Origin of the sequence: Brevundimonas sp. (assembly GCF_036732845.1) — a bacterium.
In the GTDB taxonomy this organism is placed as follows: Bacteria; Pseudomonadota; Alphaproteobacteria; order Caulobacterales; family Caulobacteraceae; genus Brevundimonas.
This window is the reverse complement of the sequence record NZ_DAINBO010000020.1, coordinates 26439-40859: the sequence shown is the minus strand read 5'-3', so window position 1 is coordinate 40859 and position 14421 is coordinate 26439. Positions and strand designations below refer to the sequence as shown.

15 protein-coding genes and 1 pseudogene are annotated in these 14421 nt (G+C 67.9%); 2 read left to right on the top strand and 14 right to left on the bottom strand.

What is annotated here, in order from left to right; genetic code table 11:
* Window positions 1-140, top strand: a pseudogene (gene gltA, locus V7D63_RS08815) (citrate (Si)-synthase); the annotation flags it as partial.
* A gap of 58 nt (window positions 141-198) precedes the next feature.
* On the opposite strand, the gene V7D63_RS08810 reads toward gltA, so the two are convergent.
* Entirely contained in the window at window positions 199-474 is a 276-nt protein-coding gene (locus V7D63_RS08810; protein ID WP_333591895.1) for a hypothetical protein, read from the bottom strand.
* 87 nt (window positions 475-561) lie between these two features.
* On the opposite strand from V7D63_RS08810, the gene V7D63_RS08805 reads away from it, so the two are divergent.
* Window positions 562-1689, top strand: coding sequence for a winged helix-turn-helix domain-containing protein (locus tag V7D63_RS08805; RefSeq protein WP_333591894.1), 1128 nt, complete (start codon window positions 562-564; stop codon window positions 1687-1689).
* On the opposite strand, the gene lpxB is transcribed toward V7D63_RS08805, so the two are convergent.
* The 13 genes from lpxB to pyrH are packed head-to-tail and all read right to left on the bottom strand — an operon-like array spanning window position 1667 to window position 14357.
* Entirely contained in the window at window positions 1667-2836 is a 1170-nt protein-coding gene (gene lpxB / locus V7D63_RS08800; protein WP_333591893.1) for a lipid-A-disaccharide synthase, read from the bottom strand. The two genes, V7D63_RS08805 and lpxB, sit on opposite strands and share 23 nt — an antisense overlap.
* Window positions 2833-3663, bottom strand: coding sequence for a UDP-2,3-diacylglucosamine diphosphatase (gene lpxI / locus V7D63_RS08795; protein ID WP_333591892.1), 831 nt, complete (start codon window positions 3661-3663; stop codon window positions 2833-2835). Before lpxI ends, lpxB begins: the two co-directional genes overlap by 4 nt.
* Window positions 3660-4448, bottom strand: coding sequence for an acyl-ACP--UDP-N-acetylglucosamine O-acyltransferase (gene lpxA, locus V7D63_RS08790; RefSeq protein ID WP_333591891.1), 789 nt, complete (start codon window positions 4446-4448; stop codon window positions 3660-3662). Before lpxA ends, lpxI begins: the two co-directional genes overlap by 4 nt.
* Window positions 4445-4912 carry a 3-hydroxyacyl-ACP dehydratase FabZ gene (gene fabZ / locus V7D63_RS08785; RefSeq protein WP_333591890.1) on the bottom strand — a complete coding sequence of 156 codons (468 nt, stop codon included), beginning with the start codon at window positions 4910-4912 and terminating at the stop codon, window positions 4445-4447. The genes lpxA and fabZ overlap by 4 nt, the downstream gene beginning before the upstream one ends.
* On the bottom strand, window positions 4905-5927 hold the full coding sequence (gene lpxD, locus V7D63_RS08780) for a UDP-3-O-(3-hydroxymyristoyl)glucosamine N-acyltransferase (protein WP_333591889.1): 1023 nt from the start codon (window positions 5925-5927) through the stop codon (window positions 4905-4907). The genes fabZ and lpxD overlap by 8 nt, the downstream gene beginning before the upstream one ends.
* A 17-nt stretch (window positions 5928-5944) precedes the next feature.
* Window positions 5945-6532 carry an OmpH family outer membrane protein gene (locus V7D63_RS08775; protein ID WP_333591888.1) on the bottom strand — a complete coding sequence of 196 codons (588 nt, stop codon included), beginning with the start codon at window positions 6530-6532 and terminating at the stop codon, window positions 5945-5947.
* A gap of 30 nt (window positions 6533-6562) precedes the next feature.
* Window positions 6563-8968 carry an outer membrane protein assembly factor BamA gene (gene bamA, locus V7D63_RS08770; RefSeq protein ID WP_333591887.1) on the bottom strand — a complete coding sequence of 802 codons (2406 nt, stop codon included), beginning with the start codon at window positions 8966-8968 and terminating at the stop codon, window positions 6563-6565.
* Between the two features lie 29 nt (window positions 8969-8997).
* Window positions 8998-10218, bottom strand: a complete 1221-nt coding sequence (locus tag V7D63_RS08765; protein WP_333591886.1) for a M50 family metallopeptidase — start codon at window positions 10216-10218, stop codon at window positions 8998-9000.
* Window positions 10219-10234: 16 nt separating this feature from the next.
* Window positions 10235-11431 carry a 1-deoxy-D-xylulose-5-phosphate reductoisomerase gene (gene dxr, locus V7D63_RS08760; RefSeq protein WP_333591885.1) on the bottom strand — a complete coding sequence of 399 codons (1197 nt, stop codon included), beginning with the start codon at window positions 11429-11431 and terminating at the stop codon, window positions 10235-10237.
* Window positions 11428-12246: a phosphatidate cytidylyltransferase gene (locus V7D63_RS08755; protein WP_333591884.1), complete on the bottom strand. Its 819-nt coding sequence runs from the start codon at window positions 12244-12246 to the stop codon at window positions 11428-11430. Before V7D63_RS08755 ends, dxr begins: the two co-directional genes overlap by 4 nt.
* A complete protein-coding gene (uppS, locus tag V7D63_RS08750; protein ID WP_333591883.1) occupies window positions 12246-12995 on the bottom strand; it encodes a polyprenyl diphosphate synthase in 750 nt (249 codons plus the stop codon). The genes V7D63_RS08755 and uppS overlap by 1 nt, the downstream gene beginning before the upstream one ends.
* A 25-nt stretch (window positions 12996-13020) precedes the next feature.
* Window positions 13021-13578: a ribosome recycling factor gene (gene frr / locus V7D63_RS08745; protein WP_333591882.1), complete on the bottom strand. Its 558-nt coding sequence runs from the start codon at window positions 13576-13578 to the stop codon at window positions 13021-13023.
* Window positions 13579-13619: 41 nt separating this feature from the next.
* Entirely contained in the window at window positions 13620-14357 is a 738-nt protein-coding gene (pyrH, locus tag V7D63_RS08740; RefSeq protein ID WP_333591881.1) for a UMP kinase, read from the bottom strand.
* Between the last annotated feature and the right edge of the window lie 64 nt (window positions 14358-14421).

Here is a 14421-nt window from a genome sequence, read left to right as displayed (position 1 = left end):
TCGCCCTGGCCCGCACCGTCGGCTGGATCGCCCAGTGGCAGGAAATGATGGCCGATCCGTCGCAGAAGATCGGCCGCCCGCGCCAGCTCTACACCGGCCCGACCCAGCGTGACTACGTGCCGATCCAGTCGCGCGGCTGATCCGTCGCCGAACATTGATGACGCCGGGGTTCGCGCCCCGGCGTTTTCTTTTGAGCGCTCATCGCCGCCGTTCGTACAGCGCCGCGCCGCTGACGGGATCGCTGGCGGCGAGCACATCGGCCGAAGACAAGAAGGCCGCGCCGACGCCCGTCACCTTCGGCGACATGTTCAATGTCAGGTGTTCCCACTCCCGGCCATAGTCCATGCCCCAGGCGCAGTTCCAGGCGGTGATCTCGACGCCGCCGCTGAGCCGCAGCCGGGTCGGCCGTCCGCGTCGCCGCATCAACAGCCGGACCAGGGATGCGCCGCAGCCCGGCAGGATCAGTTCGACCATTGCATTCGCCTATCCCGTGGGTGACGCTCGCACCGTCGCGCGGCCGGGGGCTGAGCGGCATGAGCAACTCCTGAGGCTTCGCTGAAATTGGCGTCCGGCGGCTATCGTTTCGACCGTTTCGAGCTGGACCCTGAGGACCGGCGCCTGACCCGTGACGGCGCGCCGGTGGATCTGAACGCACGCTATCTGGACGCCTTGATCCTGCTGGTGCGCGAGAACGGACGGCTGGTCACCAAGGATCGATTCCTGGACGAGGTCTGGAAGGGCGTGCCGGTCACCGATGAGGCCCTGACCCAGTGCATCCGCACTCTGCGCCGCACCCTTGGCGACGACGCCGCGCGGCCGCGGTTCATCGCCACGGCGCCCAAGCACGGTTATCGCTTCGTAGCGGAGATCGTGACGACGGACGCCGCCGCTCCGGTTCTGATCTCGCCCATCTCCACGCAGGCTCAGGTTCCAGCTCTGCCGCCAGCGACGCGCGGCGCACGACCCTGGCCGCCGTTCCTGATGCTGGGCGCGGCCGGTGTGATCGGCGGCGGCGCGGCGGGACTGATCGGCGGGCTGATCTACGGCTTCATCGGCGCGGCGGATCCCCTTCAACCGGGATTGGGCGCCGGATCGGTGCTGATGGTCTTGGTCTGTCTGACCGTCATCGTCGCCGTGATGGGCGCCTTCGGCGTGGCCATGGGCATAGCCGTCGCGGGAATTCTGTCCCGCCGCATCGGGCCGTGGAGCATCGTCGGCGGGGCCGCGGGCGGCATGATGGTGGGCGGGATCGTACGCGCCCTGGGCGTCGACGCCTTCAACCTGTTGTTCGGCCAGTCGCCGGGCGACATCACCGGCGCGCCGGAAGGCGCCATTCTGGGCGGCGCCGTGGGCCTGGCCGCCTGGCTGACGGTGCGGCGCACGGGACGAGGCTCGCTGCGCTACGGCGTTTCGGTCGCGGCCCTGTGCGGCGCGGCGGCGGGGCTGGTGATCCCCTTGGTCGGCGGACGGCTGATGGGCGGCAGCCTTGAGCTTCTGGCCGACCAGTTCCCCACCTCGCGGTTGCGGTTAGGCCCGATCGGCGCCCTGTTCGGCGAGACCGGGTTCGGCCCGATCGCCCAGGCCTTCACCGGCGCGCTTGAGGGCCTGTTGTTCAGCGCCTGCGTCATCGGCGCCATGATCGTGGCCCGGCGCAACCTGGGGCGGCTCAGGACCCTGACCTGGCTCTGACCACCTTCAGCACCGCCTCGGCCGCGATATCGGACGGATCACGCGCGCCCCGGCCCATCCGGTCCAGGGCCGCCGTCTGCCGCGCCGCCTGATCCGCACGCAGGGCCGGATCGTCCAGCAGACGCGCCACGGCCTGGGCTGTCTTTTCGGGCGTGGCGTCGTCCTGGATCAGTTCGCGCGCGATCTCCTCGTCCGCCGCATGGTTGAACAGGGTCGCGTATTTGCCGGTGAAGAAGGGCCGCATGATCGCATAGCTGAGCGGCTGGAACCGATAGCCGATAACCATGGGCGCGCCCGCCAGGGCCAGTTCAGTCGAGACCGTGCCGCTGGTCGCCAGGGCGACGGTCGCGGCCTTCATGGCCTCATATTTACGATCCTCGCCGATCAGATGGGCGCGGAACGGCCAGGCGGCGACGCGGTGCGCCACGTCGTCGGCCACAGTGCCCGCCGCGACTACGGCCACGGCCAGATCGGGGCGTTCGGCCTTCAACCGCCGGATCGCCTGTTCATAGACGGGCGTCATCAGCCGGACCTCGCTGGGACGGCTGCCCGGCAGCACCAGCAGCAGCGGCTGATCCGGCTTCAGACCCAGGTCGCGCCGCAAGGCCGCCGGATCGGCCTTGGACATGTCGACATACAGGGCCTGAGACCCCACGACGGTCGTCGCCAGCCCCTCGCGCTCGAACCAGGGGGCGTCGAAACTGTACAGCGCCAACAGATGGTCGACGGCGTTCGCCAGGGTCTTGGCCCGCCCCGGCCGCGAGGCCCAGACCTGCGGCCCGACGTATTTGATCAGCGGTGTGTGCGGTGCGGCGGCGCGGATCGCCTTGGCGACGCGGATGGTGAAGCCCCAACTGTCGATCAGGATCACCGCGTCCGGCCGTTCGCGCGCCGCCAAGGCCGCTGTCTCGGCCACGCGCTTCTTGACCCGGCCATAGGCGCGCAAACCCTCCAGCCAGCCCAGGATCGACAGTTCGGCGATGTCGAAGGGGCTGACGACGCCCTCGGCCGCCATCTTGGGACCGCCGACGCCGACGAAGGTCACGCCCTCGCCCAGCCGCGCCTTCAGCGCCCGCGCCAGGCCCGCGCCCAGATCGTCGCCCGAGGCCTCGGCCGCCACCAGCATGATCTTCAGCGGCGCGCTCATCGGCTCTCGCCCCAGACGAACAGGCCCAGACGGTCGGCCGCCGCGATGATCGCCGCCCGGTCGATCAGGATCAGCTTGCCCGCCACGCCCCCGACGCCCGCCAGACCGGCGTCGGCGGCCAGTTCGACCGTGCGCGCGCCCATCACCGGCATGTCGACCCGCAGGTCCTGGATCGGCTTGGGCGCCTTGCCCAGGGCGCCCTTGGGTTCGCCGCGCCGCCCGCGCAGATCGGCGGGCAGCCCCGCGACGCGCGTCAGCATGGCGTCGGTGCCTTCCTGGGCCTCGACCGCCAACACCAGGCCGTCCACGACCACGGCGCCCTGGCCGATATCCAGCTCCCCGGCCTTCTGCGCGACATGCAACGCTTTCAGAAGATCGCTCATCTGCTCCGGCGTCGGCTGGACCCGACCCAGGGCGCCGGTCGGCAGGGTCTCGCCGCCCAGGATGTCGTCGGCGCCTTCGACGGCGAACCCCTCGGCCTCGAACACCGACAGGATCTTGCGCAACAGGGCGTCATCGCCCTTGGTCGCGGCCGCCACGATGCCCGGAAGCACGGATGCGCCCTTAAGATCGGGCCGCAAGCTCTTGAAATCCGGCCGCGCGACATTGCCGGCCAGGCAGATCGCACCGCACCCTTCCGTCTTCAGCGCCTTTAAGATGCCGCCGATCTCGGCCATGCCGAACTCGGCGCCCGGCCAACGTTCCAGATGAGGGTCGGCGAACCCGGCCAGGCGGATCACATAGAAGGACCTGCCCTCGGCCTCGCAGCGCCGTCCGATGGCCAGCGGCAGGTCGCCGCCCCCCGCGATCAGACCCAGTTTGGTCATTCGCCCGGCAGGCACAGGGGCCGTTTGCCGTCCTCGCGGATGAAGGCCGTGATCTCCATGATCTCAGGCAGGTCGGCATAGGCGGCCTCGACCCGGTCCAGCCGCTCGGCGAAGACGCCTTCGCCCTCGAACAGATCGCGGAAGGCGGCCAGCAGGCGACGCACCTGATCCTTGCCGTAGCCCTTGCGCTTCAGACCCACCAGATTCAGCCCATGCAGCCGTGCGTGATTGCCCCAGGCCGAGCCGTAGGGGATGACGTCGCGCGTCACCGCCGCCAGTCCGCCGACGATGGCGCCCTGCCCCACCCGGCCGTTCTGGTGAACCGCGCACAGGCCGCCCAGGAAGACCCGATCACCGATCCGGGCGTGGCCGCCCAGGGTGGCGTTGTTGGCCATGACGACATTGTCGCCCACGACGCTGTCGTGGCCGATGTGCGCCCCGGTCATGAACAGGCCGTTCGAGCCGACGCGTGTGACGCCCGTTCCCTGGGGCGTGCCGCGATTGAAGCTGCAATGCTCGCGGATGACGTTGTCCGCGCCGATCTCCAGCCGCACCGGCTCGCCCTTGTAGCCGTTATGCTGGGGGTCGCCGCCGATGACGGCGAAGGGGTGGATGACCGTGCGTTCACCGATCGTCGTGTCCTGCTGAACGATCGCGTGGCTGAGCAGCCGCACGCCCGTGCGCAGCTCGACGTTCGGCCCGACGACGCACCAGGGACCGACCTCGACGTCATCCGCCAGGCGAGCCGCGGCGTCGATGATGGCGCTGGCGTGGATGCGGCTCATGACGCCGGCTGCTCCACCGTCACCACCATGGCGGCGAAGTCGGCCTCGGCGGCCAGTTTGTCGTCGATGAAGGTCTCGCCGCGGAATTTGAACACGTCGCCACGCTGTTTGGTGACCATCACCCGCATCCGCAACTGATCGCCGGGCCGCGCGGGTTTGCGGAAGCGCACGCCGTCGATGGACATGAACATGATGACCTTGCCCTCGACCTCGACGTTCATGGTCTTGGACATCAACAGGGCGCCGGTCTGGGCCATGGCCTCGACGATCAGAACGCCCGGCATGACCGGATCGATCGGGAAGTGACCGGGGAAGAAGGGTTCGTTGTGGGTGACGTTCTTGACGCCCGTGATCGAGGTTCCGGCCACGAAATCCTCGGCCCGGTCGACCAGCAGGAAGGGATAGCGGTGCGGCAGACGCCGCATCACCTCGGCATAGTCGATCCTGGCGTCGCTCTCACCCATCGTCCCGGTCCTTGCCGCGAGTCTTTCCCGCCGCCTGTTTGGCCAGCCAGATCGCTTCGCGCAAGGACTGTCGGATCGGCTTGGCCGGATAACCGGACCAGGTCTCGCCCGCCGGCACATCGGCCAGCACTCCGGCCCCGGCGGCGATGCGCGCGCCCTTGCCGATGGTGATGTGGTCGCCCACGCCCGCCTGCCCGCCGAACATGACGTTGTCGCCGACGATGACCGTGCCCGAAATCCCACTGTGCGCCGCCATCAGCACATTGCGGCCCAGCACGCAGTTGTGGCCGATCATGACCAGATTATCGATCTTGGAGTTCTCGCCGATCACCGTATCGGCATAGGCGCCCCGGTCGATGCAGGTGTTGGCGCCGACGGTGACGCCGTCCTGAATGATCACGCGGCCCAGTTGGGGAATGTCGATCGGTCCCGTCTTCGACCAGGCCGCCCCGAACCCGGCCTCGCCGATCCGGGCGCCGGAATAGATCTGAACCCGGTCTCCGATCAGGGCGAAGCCGATGCTGGCGTTGGCGCCGACCCGGCAGTCGCGGCCGATCTGAACGCCCGGCCCGATCACAGTATTGGCGCCGATCCGGCTGCCTCGGCCGATGCGGACGCCGCGCCCCAGGACCACGCCCGGCTCCAGCACGACGCTGTCGTCTTCGCACGCCTCGGCGCGATCCATCGCGGCGTCCAGCGTCAGCGGCCGATGCAGCAACAAGGAAGCCCGCGCCCAATCGGCCTGGGGTTCGTCGGACACGATCACCGCCGCGTCCGAAGGCGCGCTCTCCACGAAGGCCGCCGAGACGATCACACAGCCCGCCCGAGTCTCGCTCAGGGCGGCGGCCAGTTTGCGGTCGGCCAGAAACGCGATCGCGCCCCCGTCCGCATCGGACAGGGGCGCGACGGAGGCGATCATGCGCTCGCCGCCCCGTTCGACCCGACCGCCGACATGATCGGCGATCTCGGTCACGCCGCGGGACGGCAGCGCCTGGAAAAAGCGGGCGTCAGGCATCCTCGGCCCGCTCCGGCTTACTGTTGCGGCTGCTGGGCCGGAACCGCCATGCGGTTGAAGCTCAGGGTCGGCAGAGCCGTGTTCAGGCGCTGGATGGCCAGATCGGTGACGTCCATGGCCGGGTTCATCAGGAACACGCTTTCGCGGTCCAGCAGCAGGCCGCAGCCGCGCTCCTGATAGATTTGGACCAGCAGCGGATCGACGGCCGTGGCGATGGCCTGACGCTGCTGGCTCAGGGTGTAACGCAGCTCGGCGTCACGGGTCTGTTCCAGTTGCTGGGCCTCTTGCAGGCGCTGTTGCAGGGCCTGGCGGCGCTGTTGCATCTGATCGGCCGGGATGGTGGCCTGGCCCTGTTGCAGGGCGGTCATCTCGGTCTGGATGGCGGTGGCGTAGGGTTGCAGCTCGCCGCGCACTTCGTTCGCGAGTTGCTCCATGCGGGCCTGGACGGCTTGGCCGGCGGTCGATTGGGCCAGCAGGCGCTGGTTGAAATAGACGCAGACGCCGGGGATGACCGGGCCGGGGTTTTGCGGGCCGGCGGTCTGGGCCGAAGCGGCGGTGGCGGTGAAGGCCGCGAGGGCGACGGCGCCGATAGCGAGAAGTTTCATAGTCTTGCCTTTGGCCTTTCGGGCCGGTTGTTAGAACTGGGTCGAGGTGGAGAACCGGAAGGTTTCGGTTCGGTCGTAGTCTTCCCGCGACAGGATCTGGCTGATGTCGAAACGGATCGGACCCATCGGCGACTTCCAGTGGACGCTGAGACCGGCCGAAGCCCGCAGGCCCAGATTATCGACGATCTGGGTGTCGATGAGACCTGACGAATTCAGACGGTAACGGTCGTCCAGCACGCCCAGAGTACCGACGTCGGCGAACAGCGAGGTCTTGATGCCGTACTCTTCGGGCAGGCCGTTCGGCACGGTCAGCTCAATGGTGCCGATGGCGTAGAAATTGCCGCCCAGGGCGTCATTGGTGCGCAGATCGCGCGGACCCATGCCCGCGTTCTCAAAGCCGCGGAAGCTGTTGCCGCCCTTGAAGAAGCGGTCGTTGATCCGCACGGCGTCGCCGGCCCAGCCCGAGACATAGCCCGACGATCCTTGCAGGCTGACGACCCAGCTCGGCGTCAAGCCGTAGTACCAGGAGCCTTCGACCTCGGTCTTCAGATAGTTCACGTCGCCGCCGATGCCGGCGAAGTCCTGACGCAGCGATCCGCTCCAACCGCGCGTCGGGCGGATCGGATCGTTGGTGCGGTTCACATACAGGGTGTAGCCGGCCGACGAGTTCAGCGAGGAGCCGATCTGTTCGCATAGGGCGCGCGACCCGACGGCCAGGCCGGTGCAGTAGCCCGACGGCACGATGATCTCATCGTCCTTGATGAAATAGCGCGTGCTCAGGCTGGTGTAGCCGTTCAGCGGGAAGGTCAGACGCAGGCCCGCGCCGGTCGAGCGGTAGTCGAAAGACGACTCTTGCTGGAAGTCGTAGCGCGAGTGGAACAGGTCGTAACCCGCCCGAATGTCGCGGTTCAGGAAGCGCGGCTCGGTGAAGCGGAAGTCGATCTGCTGACGCAGCGAGCCCCATTCGACGCGCAGCACCACGTTCTGGCCACGGCCTCGGAAATTCTTCTCGGTGACGCCGGCGTTGATGACGAACGATTCGACCGAGCTGAAACCGGCGCCCAGCGACAGTTCGCCGGTCGGCTGTTCTTCGACGGTGACGTTGACGATCGAACGGTCGGGCGCCGAACCGCGCGCCTCCTCGACCTTCACGTCCTTGAAGAAGCCCAGGCCGCGCAGATTGTTGCGCGACCGCTCCATCAGGGCGCGGTTGAAGGCGTCGCCTTCGGTCAGCATCAGTTCGCGACGGATGACCGGGTCGATGGTGCGGGTGTTGCCGACCACGTTGATGCGCTCGACATAGACCCGCTGCCCTTCGCGGACGTTGAAGGTCACATTGACCGTGTCGGTCGCGGGATCGGCGCGATAGGTCGGATTGATGTCGACGAAGGCGTAGCCCGCCGAACCGGCCGCGAAGGTCAGGGCGTCGACCGCGCTCTCGATCTTGTCGCTCTCGTACAGGTCGCCGGTGCGGATCGGCAGCAGCGACTGCAAGAAGTCGGCGTTCAGACGCTCGTTCTCGGTGACGACCTTGATCTCGCCAAAGTTGTACTTGTCGCCCTCGTCCACCGTCAGGGTCAGGCCGAAGGCGCTGTCGTCGGGCAGAAGCTCGGCGACCGCCGAAATGATGCGGAAGTCGTAATAGCCGCGGTTGGTGTAGAATTTCCGCAGTTGCTCGCGGTCATACTCCAGGCGGTTGGGATCGTAGTTGTCGTTCTTGGTGAACAGGCGCCACCAGGCCGACTGTTTCGTCACCATCACGTCGCGCAGGTCGGAATCCGAAAAGGCGTGGTTGCCCAGGAAGGTGATGGCGTCGATGCCCGTTTCGGGACCTTCGTTGATCTCGAACACCACATCGACGCGGTTCTGTTCCAACTGGACCAGCTTGGGCGTCACGGTCGCCGAGATGCGGCCCGACAGACGGTACAGTTCGACGATGGCGCCGACGTCTTCCTGAATCTTGGCGCGCGTATAGACGCCGCGCGGCTGGATCGTGACCTCTTCGCGCAGCTTGTCTTCGCGAACCGCGTTGTTCCCCTCGAAAATCACCTGGTTGATGATCGGGTTCTCGACGATCTGGACCACCAGGTCGCCGTTCTGAACGCCGATCTGCACATCGGCGAACAGGCCGGTGCGCGACAGGGTGCGCACGGCGACGTCCAGCATCGCGGCGTCGACGGTGTCGCCCGGCTGGATCGGCAGATAGGACAAGACCGTGGTCTGATCGATGCGCTGGGCGCCGCGCACCACGATGCGGTTGATCTGGATGGCCTCTTGACGCGCGGGCGCTTCAGGGGCCGCTTCCGGCGCGGCCTGGGCGGGTGCAGGCGCCGTCTGGGCCAGGGCAGGCGCGCCCAGTCCGGCGGCGACCACCAGGGCCAGGGCGCTGGCGCGGCCGCTCAGTCGGAAGGAAGCGCGCGGATCGATATTCATCATACGGGAAACCATCGGGGGCTGGCGTCGGCTCATGAGGCGAGCCCGCCGAGGAATTTGAAGAGATTCAGCTTTTGCAGATCGTTCCAGGTCGCGAACAACATCAAACCCGCCAGCAACGCAAGACCGACCCTGTAGCCCGCTTCCTGGAACCGTGCAGCGACCGGCCGCTTCGCCACGGCTTCGTAGCCGTAGAAAAGCAGGTGGCCGCCATCCAGAACCGGGATGGGCAACAGATTTAGAAAGCCAATTCCGACCGAAAGTATGGCGGCGAAGCTTGTCATCGTCAGCAGCAGATTAGCCACAGTCGCCCAGGGATTTGGATCGGCCTCGACCGCAGAGGTCGTCAAGGCCCCGGTCGCCCGGGCGATTCCCAGCGGCCCGCTCAGTTGGTCGCCGTTCTCGCGGCCGGTGAAGATGCGTCCGATATAGGTCAGGGTGGCGCCCAGGCTGTCGCGGATGGTGTCGGCGCTCTTGCCCGCGATCTCCAACGGATTCAGGCGTCTGACGCTGACGTCCTCGCGCACCAGCGGACCCATGCCCATGCCGATGCGCGCGATGCGAACGCGTCCGGCAAGAGGGTCGTCCTCAAGACGGCGCTCCGGCGTGGCGGTCAGTTGCAGGCTGCGGCCCCCACGATCGACGGTGAAACGCACCGGATCACCAGCGCTCAGCATGACCACGGCGGTCACATCGCGCCCGTCGGTCACCGCGCGGCCGTTGACGGCGGTGATCAGGTCACGCGGCTGAAACCCGGCCGCGGCCGCCGGACTGCCCGGCGTGACGGTCAGGACCCGCGGCGCGATCACCTGTTCGCCGACGACCGCGAAATAGAGGCCGAACAGCACGAAGGCGAGAAGGAAGTTGGTCAGCGGCCCGGCGGCGACGATCAAGGCCCGCTGCCACACCGGCTTGAAATGGAAATAGTCGCGCTCGGCGCCCGGCCCGTGCTCGGCGATCACCCGGCTTTTCAGTTCGTCCAGGCCCGCCTGATCCGGCACGCTGGAGGCGTCCAGGTCGCCCGCGAATTTGACGTAGCCGCCCAGCGGCATCCAACCGACACGCCACTCGACGCCGCGCCTGTCGGTGCGGCTGAACAGCGCCTTGCCGAAGCCGATGGAGAACCGGTCGATCTTCACGCCGAACGCGCGCGCCGTCAGATAGTGGCCGAGTTCGTGCAGGGTGACGATCAGGGTCAGCACCAGCAGGAAGGGCACGACATAGGTCAGGACCGTGGTCGCAACGCCGATCATTCCGCCTCGCCTTCTCTCATGCCGCGTCGGCCAGTCCGCCCACGACGGTTTCCGCGATCCGGCGGGCCTCGGCGTCGACGGCCAGGGCCGCGTCGCAGGCGTCGTTCAGATCGGCGCAAACCCCCGCGCGCGCCGCGCGATCCAAGGTTTCCGCGACGACTGCGGCAATATTGAGAAAGCCCAATCGACGGTCAAGGAAGGCGCGGGCCGCCACCTCGTTGGCGGCATTGAACACCGTCGGCGCCGATCCGCCCGCCTGTAACGCCTCGCGCGCGAGTCTGAGGGCCGGAAACCGCGTCTCGTCCGGCGCTTCGAAGGTCAGCCGTCCCAGGGCCGCCAGGTCCAGCTTGGGCGCCGGCCAGACCAGCCGGCCGGGCCAGGCCAGGGCGCAGGCGATCGGCGTGCGCATGTCCGGCGGTCCCAGTTGCGCCAGGGTCGAGCCGTCGACGTATTCGACCAGGCTGTGAATGATCGATTCCGGGTGCACCACCACGCCGATCTTTTCGGCGGGCATGTCGAACAGATAGGCGGCCTCGATGGTCTCCAGACCCTTGTTGGCCATGGTCGCGCTGTCGACCGAGATCTTGGCGCCCATGCTCCAGTTCGGGTGGGCCACCGCCTGCTCGGGCGTCACCGCCGCCATCTGGGCCGTCGTGGCCCGTCGGAACGGCCCGCCCGACGCCGTCAGCACCAGTTTTGCGACCTGTTCGGGGGTCTCGGCGGGGAAGACCTGAAAGATGGCCGAGTGTTCGGAATCGACCGGGATCAGTCGGCCGCCCGCCGCCCGCACCGTCCCGATCAACGCCGGGCCGCAACTGACCAGGCTTTCCTTATTGGCCAGGGCCAGCACCGCGCCCGTCCGCGCCGCCGCCCAGGCCGAACGCAGACCGGCCGTGCCGACGATAGCCGCCATGACCCAGTCCGTCGGCCGCGACGCCGCCTCGACCACGGCCGCCTCGCCCGCCGCCGCCTCGACGCCGCTTCCCGCCAGCGCCTGGCGCAGGGCGTCCAGTTTGGCCGGATCGGCCGTGACGGCGACCTTGGGCCGCCAACGCCGCGCCTGTTCGGCCAACAGCGCCACATTGGACCCCGCGACCAGGGCCTCGACCACGAACCGCCCCGTCCCGGCCTGTTCGGCCCGCGCCATAAGATCCAGGGTGGAGGTCCCGACCGATCCGGTCGAGCCGAGCACCGTCACGCGCCGCGCTATCATGCGCCCCCGCCCAGATAGTGGCCCAGCGCCCGACCCGCCGCGATGACCACGATGGCGAACATCAGGCCGTCGACCCGGTCCAACAGGCCGCCGTGGCCAGGGATCAGATCGCCCGCATCCTTGACCCCGAAACGCCGCTTCAACGCCGATTCCCACAGGTCGCCGGCCATGGTCGCCAATCCACCGGCCAGGCCCAGCATGGCGCTCCAGACCAGGTTCGGCGCGCCCATTTCCGGCAGGGTCGCCATCAGCACGCCCGCCAGGGTCGCCGCGACCAGGCCGCCGATGAACCCCGACCAGGTCTTATTGGGCGAAAAGCGCGGCCACAGCTTGGGACCGCCCACCAGACTGCCGACCAGGAAGGCGGCGATGTCGGCCGACCAGGTCACTGCGAAGGCCAGGGTCACCCAGTAGAAGCCCACTGCGCTGGTCCCATCGCGCAGCCAGATCATCAGCACCGCCGGCCAGCCGATATAGAGCACGCCATAGGCCGCATCGACCGCCGACAATCCCCGCGACCGCGCGAACACGCCCGCCAGGGCCGCGCCGAACACCATCAGCACCAGACCGGACGACAGCCCCGCCACATGGGTCACGGCCACGGCGGCGACCAGGGCGGCGGCCACGGCGCCGAACATCGGCTTCCAGGCCGACCGTGCGCTCATCTTGGCCCATTCGGCGGCCAATAGGACGCAGGCCGTCAGCATGACCGCCAAAATCCAGGGACCGCCCAGCCAGACGGCGAATACCGCGAACGGCGCCAGCACCACGGCCGAGGCCGCGCGCAAACCCATTTCGCGCACCTTGAACGCCATCAGCCGACCGCCTGCATCGGCGCGTTCCGCCCGCCGAACCGTCGATCCCGCGCGCGGAATTCGTCGACGGCCTGTTTCAGTGCGTCCGGTCCATAGTCCGGCCACAGGATGTCCTGGAACACCAGTTCGGCGTAGGCGGCCTCCCACAGCAGAAAGTTCGACAGACGCAGTTCGCCCGAGGTCCGCACGATCAGATCGACCGGCGGCGATCCCGCCGTCGACAGGCCCGCGCCGAACGCTTCTTCGGTCAACGGCTCAACCGCCTCTCCGGCCGCCAGTCGTTTCGCATAGCTCTCGGCCGCATCGACGATGTCGGCCCGGCCGCCGTAGTTGAAGGCGACCTGAAGCTGGAACCGGTCGTTGTGCGCGGTGTCCGCCTCGGCCTTGTCGACGATCCTGGCGATGTCGGCGGGCAGGCCCTGGCGGCGGCCCAGGATCTTCAGCCGCACGCCCTCGCGCGCCAGTTTAGCCAGATCCGAGGCGACATAGGTCCGCACCAAGCCCATCAGGTCCGACACCTCGTCCTCGGGACGGCTCCAGTTCTCGGTCGAGAAGCCGAACACCGTCAGGCAGCCGACGCCCGCGGCGGGGGCGCCGCGAATGGTGCGTTTCAGGGCCTCGACGCCCTCACGGTGGCCGACGGAGCGCGGCAGGCCGCGCGCCTTGGCCCAACGGCCGTTGCCATCCATGATGACCGCCACATGGAGGGGCGGCCCCCCACGGTTCGAGGCGGTGGTGTCATCCGGCATCAGGCGGCCTTTCGGGCGACAGGTCTCAGACCTGCATGATCTCTTGTTCCTTGGTCTTCAAGGCTTCGTCGATGCGTTTGACGGCCGCGTCGGTGTCCTTCTGGACCTCGGTCTCCATCTTCTTCTGCTCGTCCTGGCTGATGTCGCCCGCCTTCTCGGCCTTCTTCAGGTCGTCGTTGGCGTCGCGACGGACGTTGCGGATGGCGATCTTCTGCTGCTCGGCGTATTTGCCGGCCAGCTTGACCAGATCCTTGCGGCGTTCCTCGGTCAGGGGCGGCACGGGGATGCGCAGCGTCTGGCCGTCGACGATCGGGTTCAGACCCAGATCGGCCTGACGGATGGCCTTTTCGACCGACACCACCATGCCCTTGTCCCAGACATTGACCGTGATCATGCGCGGTTCGGGCACGCTGATGGCCGCGACCGCGTTCAGCGGCGACGTCGAGCCGTAGGCCTCGACCCGCACCGGCTCCAGCAGACCGGCGTTGGCGCGGCCCGTGCGCAATCCGGCGAACTCTTCCTTCAGCGAGGCCACGGCCCTGTCCATACGGTCGCGGAAGGTTTTCAGATCGGGTTTGGCCATGGGGTTTCTCTTCGTCTTTCCGTATCTCTAGCGGGCCGGTTTCAGCTTGTCTGCGAAGTGATGACCGTGAACGTTCCCTCGCCCGTCAGGGTCCGTTGCAGCGACCCCTCCTCACGGATGGAGAAGACCACGATCGGAATGCCGGAATCGCGCATCAGGGCGATGGCCGAGGCGTCCATGACCCTCAGATCCTTGGCCAGGACATCCTGATAGCTCAGGGTGTCGTAACGGGTCGCCGACGGGTCCTTCTTCGGATCAGCCGTATAGACGCCGTCGACGCTGGTGCCCTTCAGCAGGGCGTCACAGCCCATTTCGGCGGCGCGCAGGGCGGCCCCGGAATCGGTGGTGAAGAAGGGCGCGCCGACGCCAGCGGCGAAGATCACCACCCTGCCCTTTTCCAGGTGCCGCAGCGCCCGGCGCCGCACATAGGGTTCGGCCACGGCGTTCATGGTCAGCGCGCTCTGCACTCGGGTCTGAACGCCGATCTTCTCCAGCGCCGCCTGCATGGCCAGGGCGTTCATCACCGTGGCCAGCATGCCCATATAGTCGGCGGTGGCCCGCTCCATGTCCCCGGCCGCCTTCGACAGGCCGCGGAAGATGTTGCCGCCGCCGATCACCAGGCAGATCTGCACGCCCTCGCGCGCCACGGCCGCCACGGCCTCGGCCACCGAGCTGACGGTCTTCATGTCGATGCCGTAGGCTTGATCGCCCATCAACACCTCGCCCGACACCTTCAGCAGCACGCGCTTGTATCGGAACTCGGGTTTGGAGGCGGGCATGGGATCGTCCGTGTGCGGCGGTCAGCCCGGAATCGGGCCGCCCTTTATAGACGAAGGGCGCGTC

Coding starts and splice junctions, on each gene's coding strand:
- fabZ (WP_333591890.1), bottom strand. CDS start 4,912: ATGGGTGAGAGCGACGCCAGGATCGACTATGCCGAGGTGATGCGGCGT.
- frr (WP_333591882.1), bottom strand. CDS start 13,578: ATGGCCAAACCCGATCTGAAAACCTTCCGCGACCGTATGGACAGGGCC.
- bamA (WP_333591887.1), bottom strand. CDS start 8,968: ATGATGAATATCGATCCGCGCGCTTCCTTCCGACTGAGCGGCCGCGCC.
- dxr (WP_333591885.1), bottom strand. CDS start 11,431: ATGATAGCGCGGCGCGTGACGGTGCTCGGCTCGACCGGATCGGTCGGG.
- pyrH (WP_333591881.1), bottom strand. CDS start 14,357: ATGCCCGCCTCCAAACCCGAGTTCCGATACAAGCGCGTGCTGCTGAAG.
- V7D63_RS08810 (WP_333591895.1), bottom strand. CDS start 474: ATGGTCGAACTGATCCTGCCGGGCTGCGGCGCATCCCTGGTCCGGCTG.
- V7D63_RS08775 (WP_333591888.1), bottom strand. CDS start 6,532: ATGAAACTTCTCGCTATCGGCGCCGTCGCCCTCGCGGCCTTCACCGCC.
- uppS (WP_333591883.1), bottom strand. CDS start 12,995: ATGCCGGATGACACCACCGCCTCGAACCGTGGGGGGCCGCCCCTCCAT.
- lpxB (WP_333591893.1), bottom strand. CDS start 2,836: ATGAGCGCGCCGCTGAAGATCATGCTGGTGGCGGCCGAGGCCTCGGGC.
- lpxI (WP_333591892.1), bottom strand. CDS start 3,663: ATGACCAAACTGGGTCTGATCGCGGGGGGCGGCGACCTGCCGCTGGCC.
- V7D63_RS08755 (WP_333591884.1), bottom strand. CDS start 12,246: ATGGCGTTCAAGGTGCGCGAAATGGGTTTGCGCGCGGCCTCGGCCGTG.
- V7D63_RS08765 (WP_333591886.1), bottom strand. CDS start 10,218: ATGATCGGCGTTGCGACCACGGTCCTGACCTATGTCGTGCCCTTCCTG.
- lpxA (WP_333591891.1), bottom strand. CDS start 4,448: ATGAGCCGCATCCACGCCAGCGCCATCATCGACGCCGCGGCTCGCCTG.
- lpxD (WP_333591889.1), bottom strand. CDS start 5,927: ATGCCTGACGCCCGCTTTTTCCAGGCGCTGCCGTCCCGCGGCGTGACC.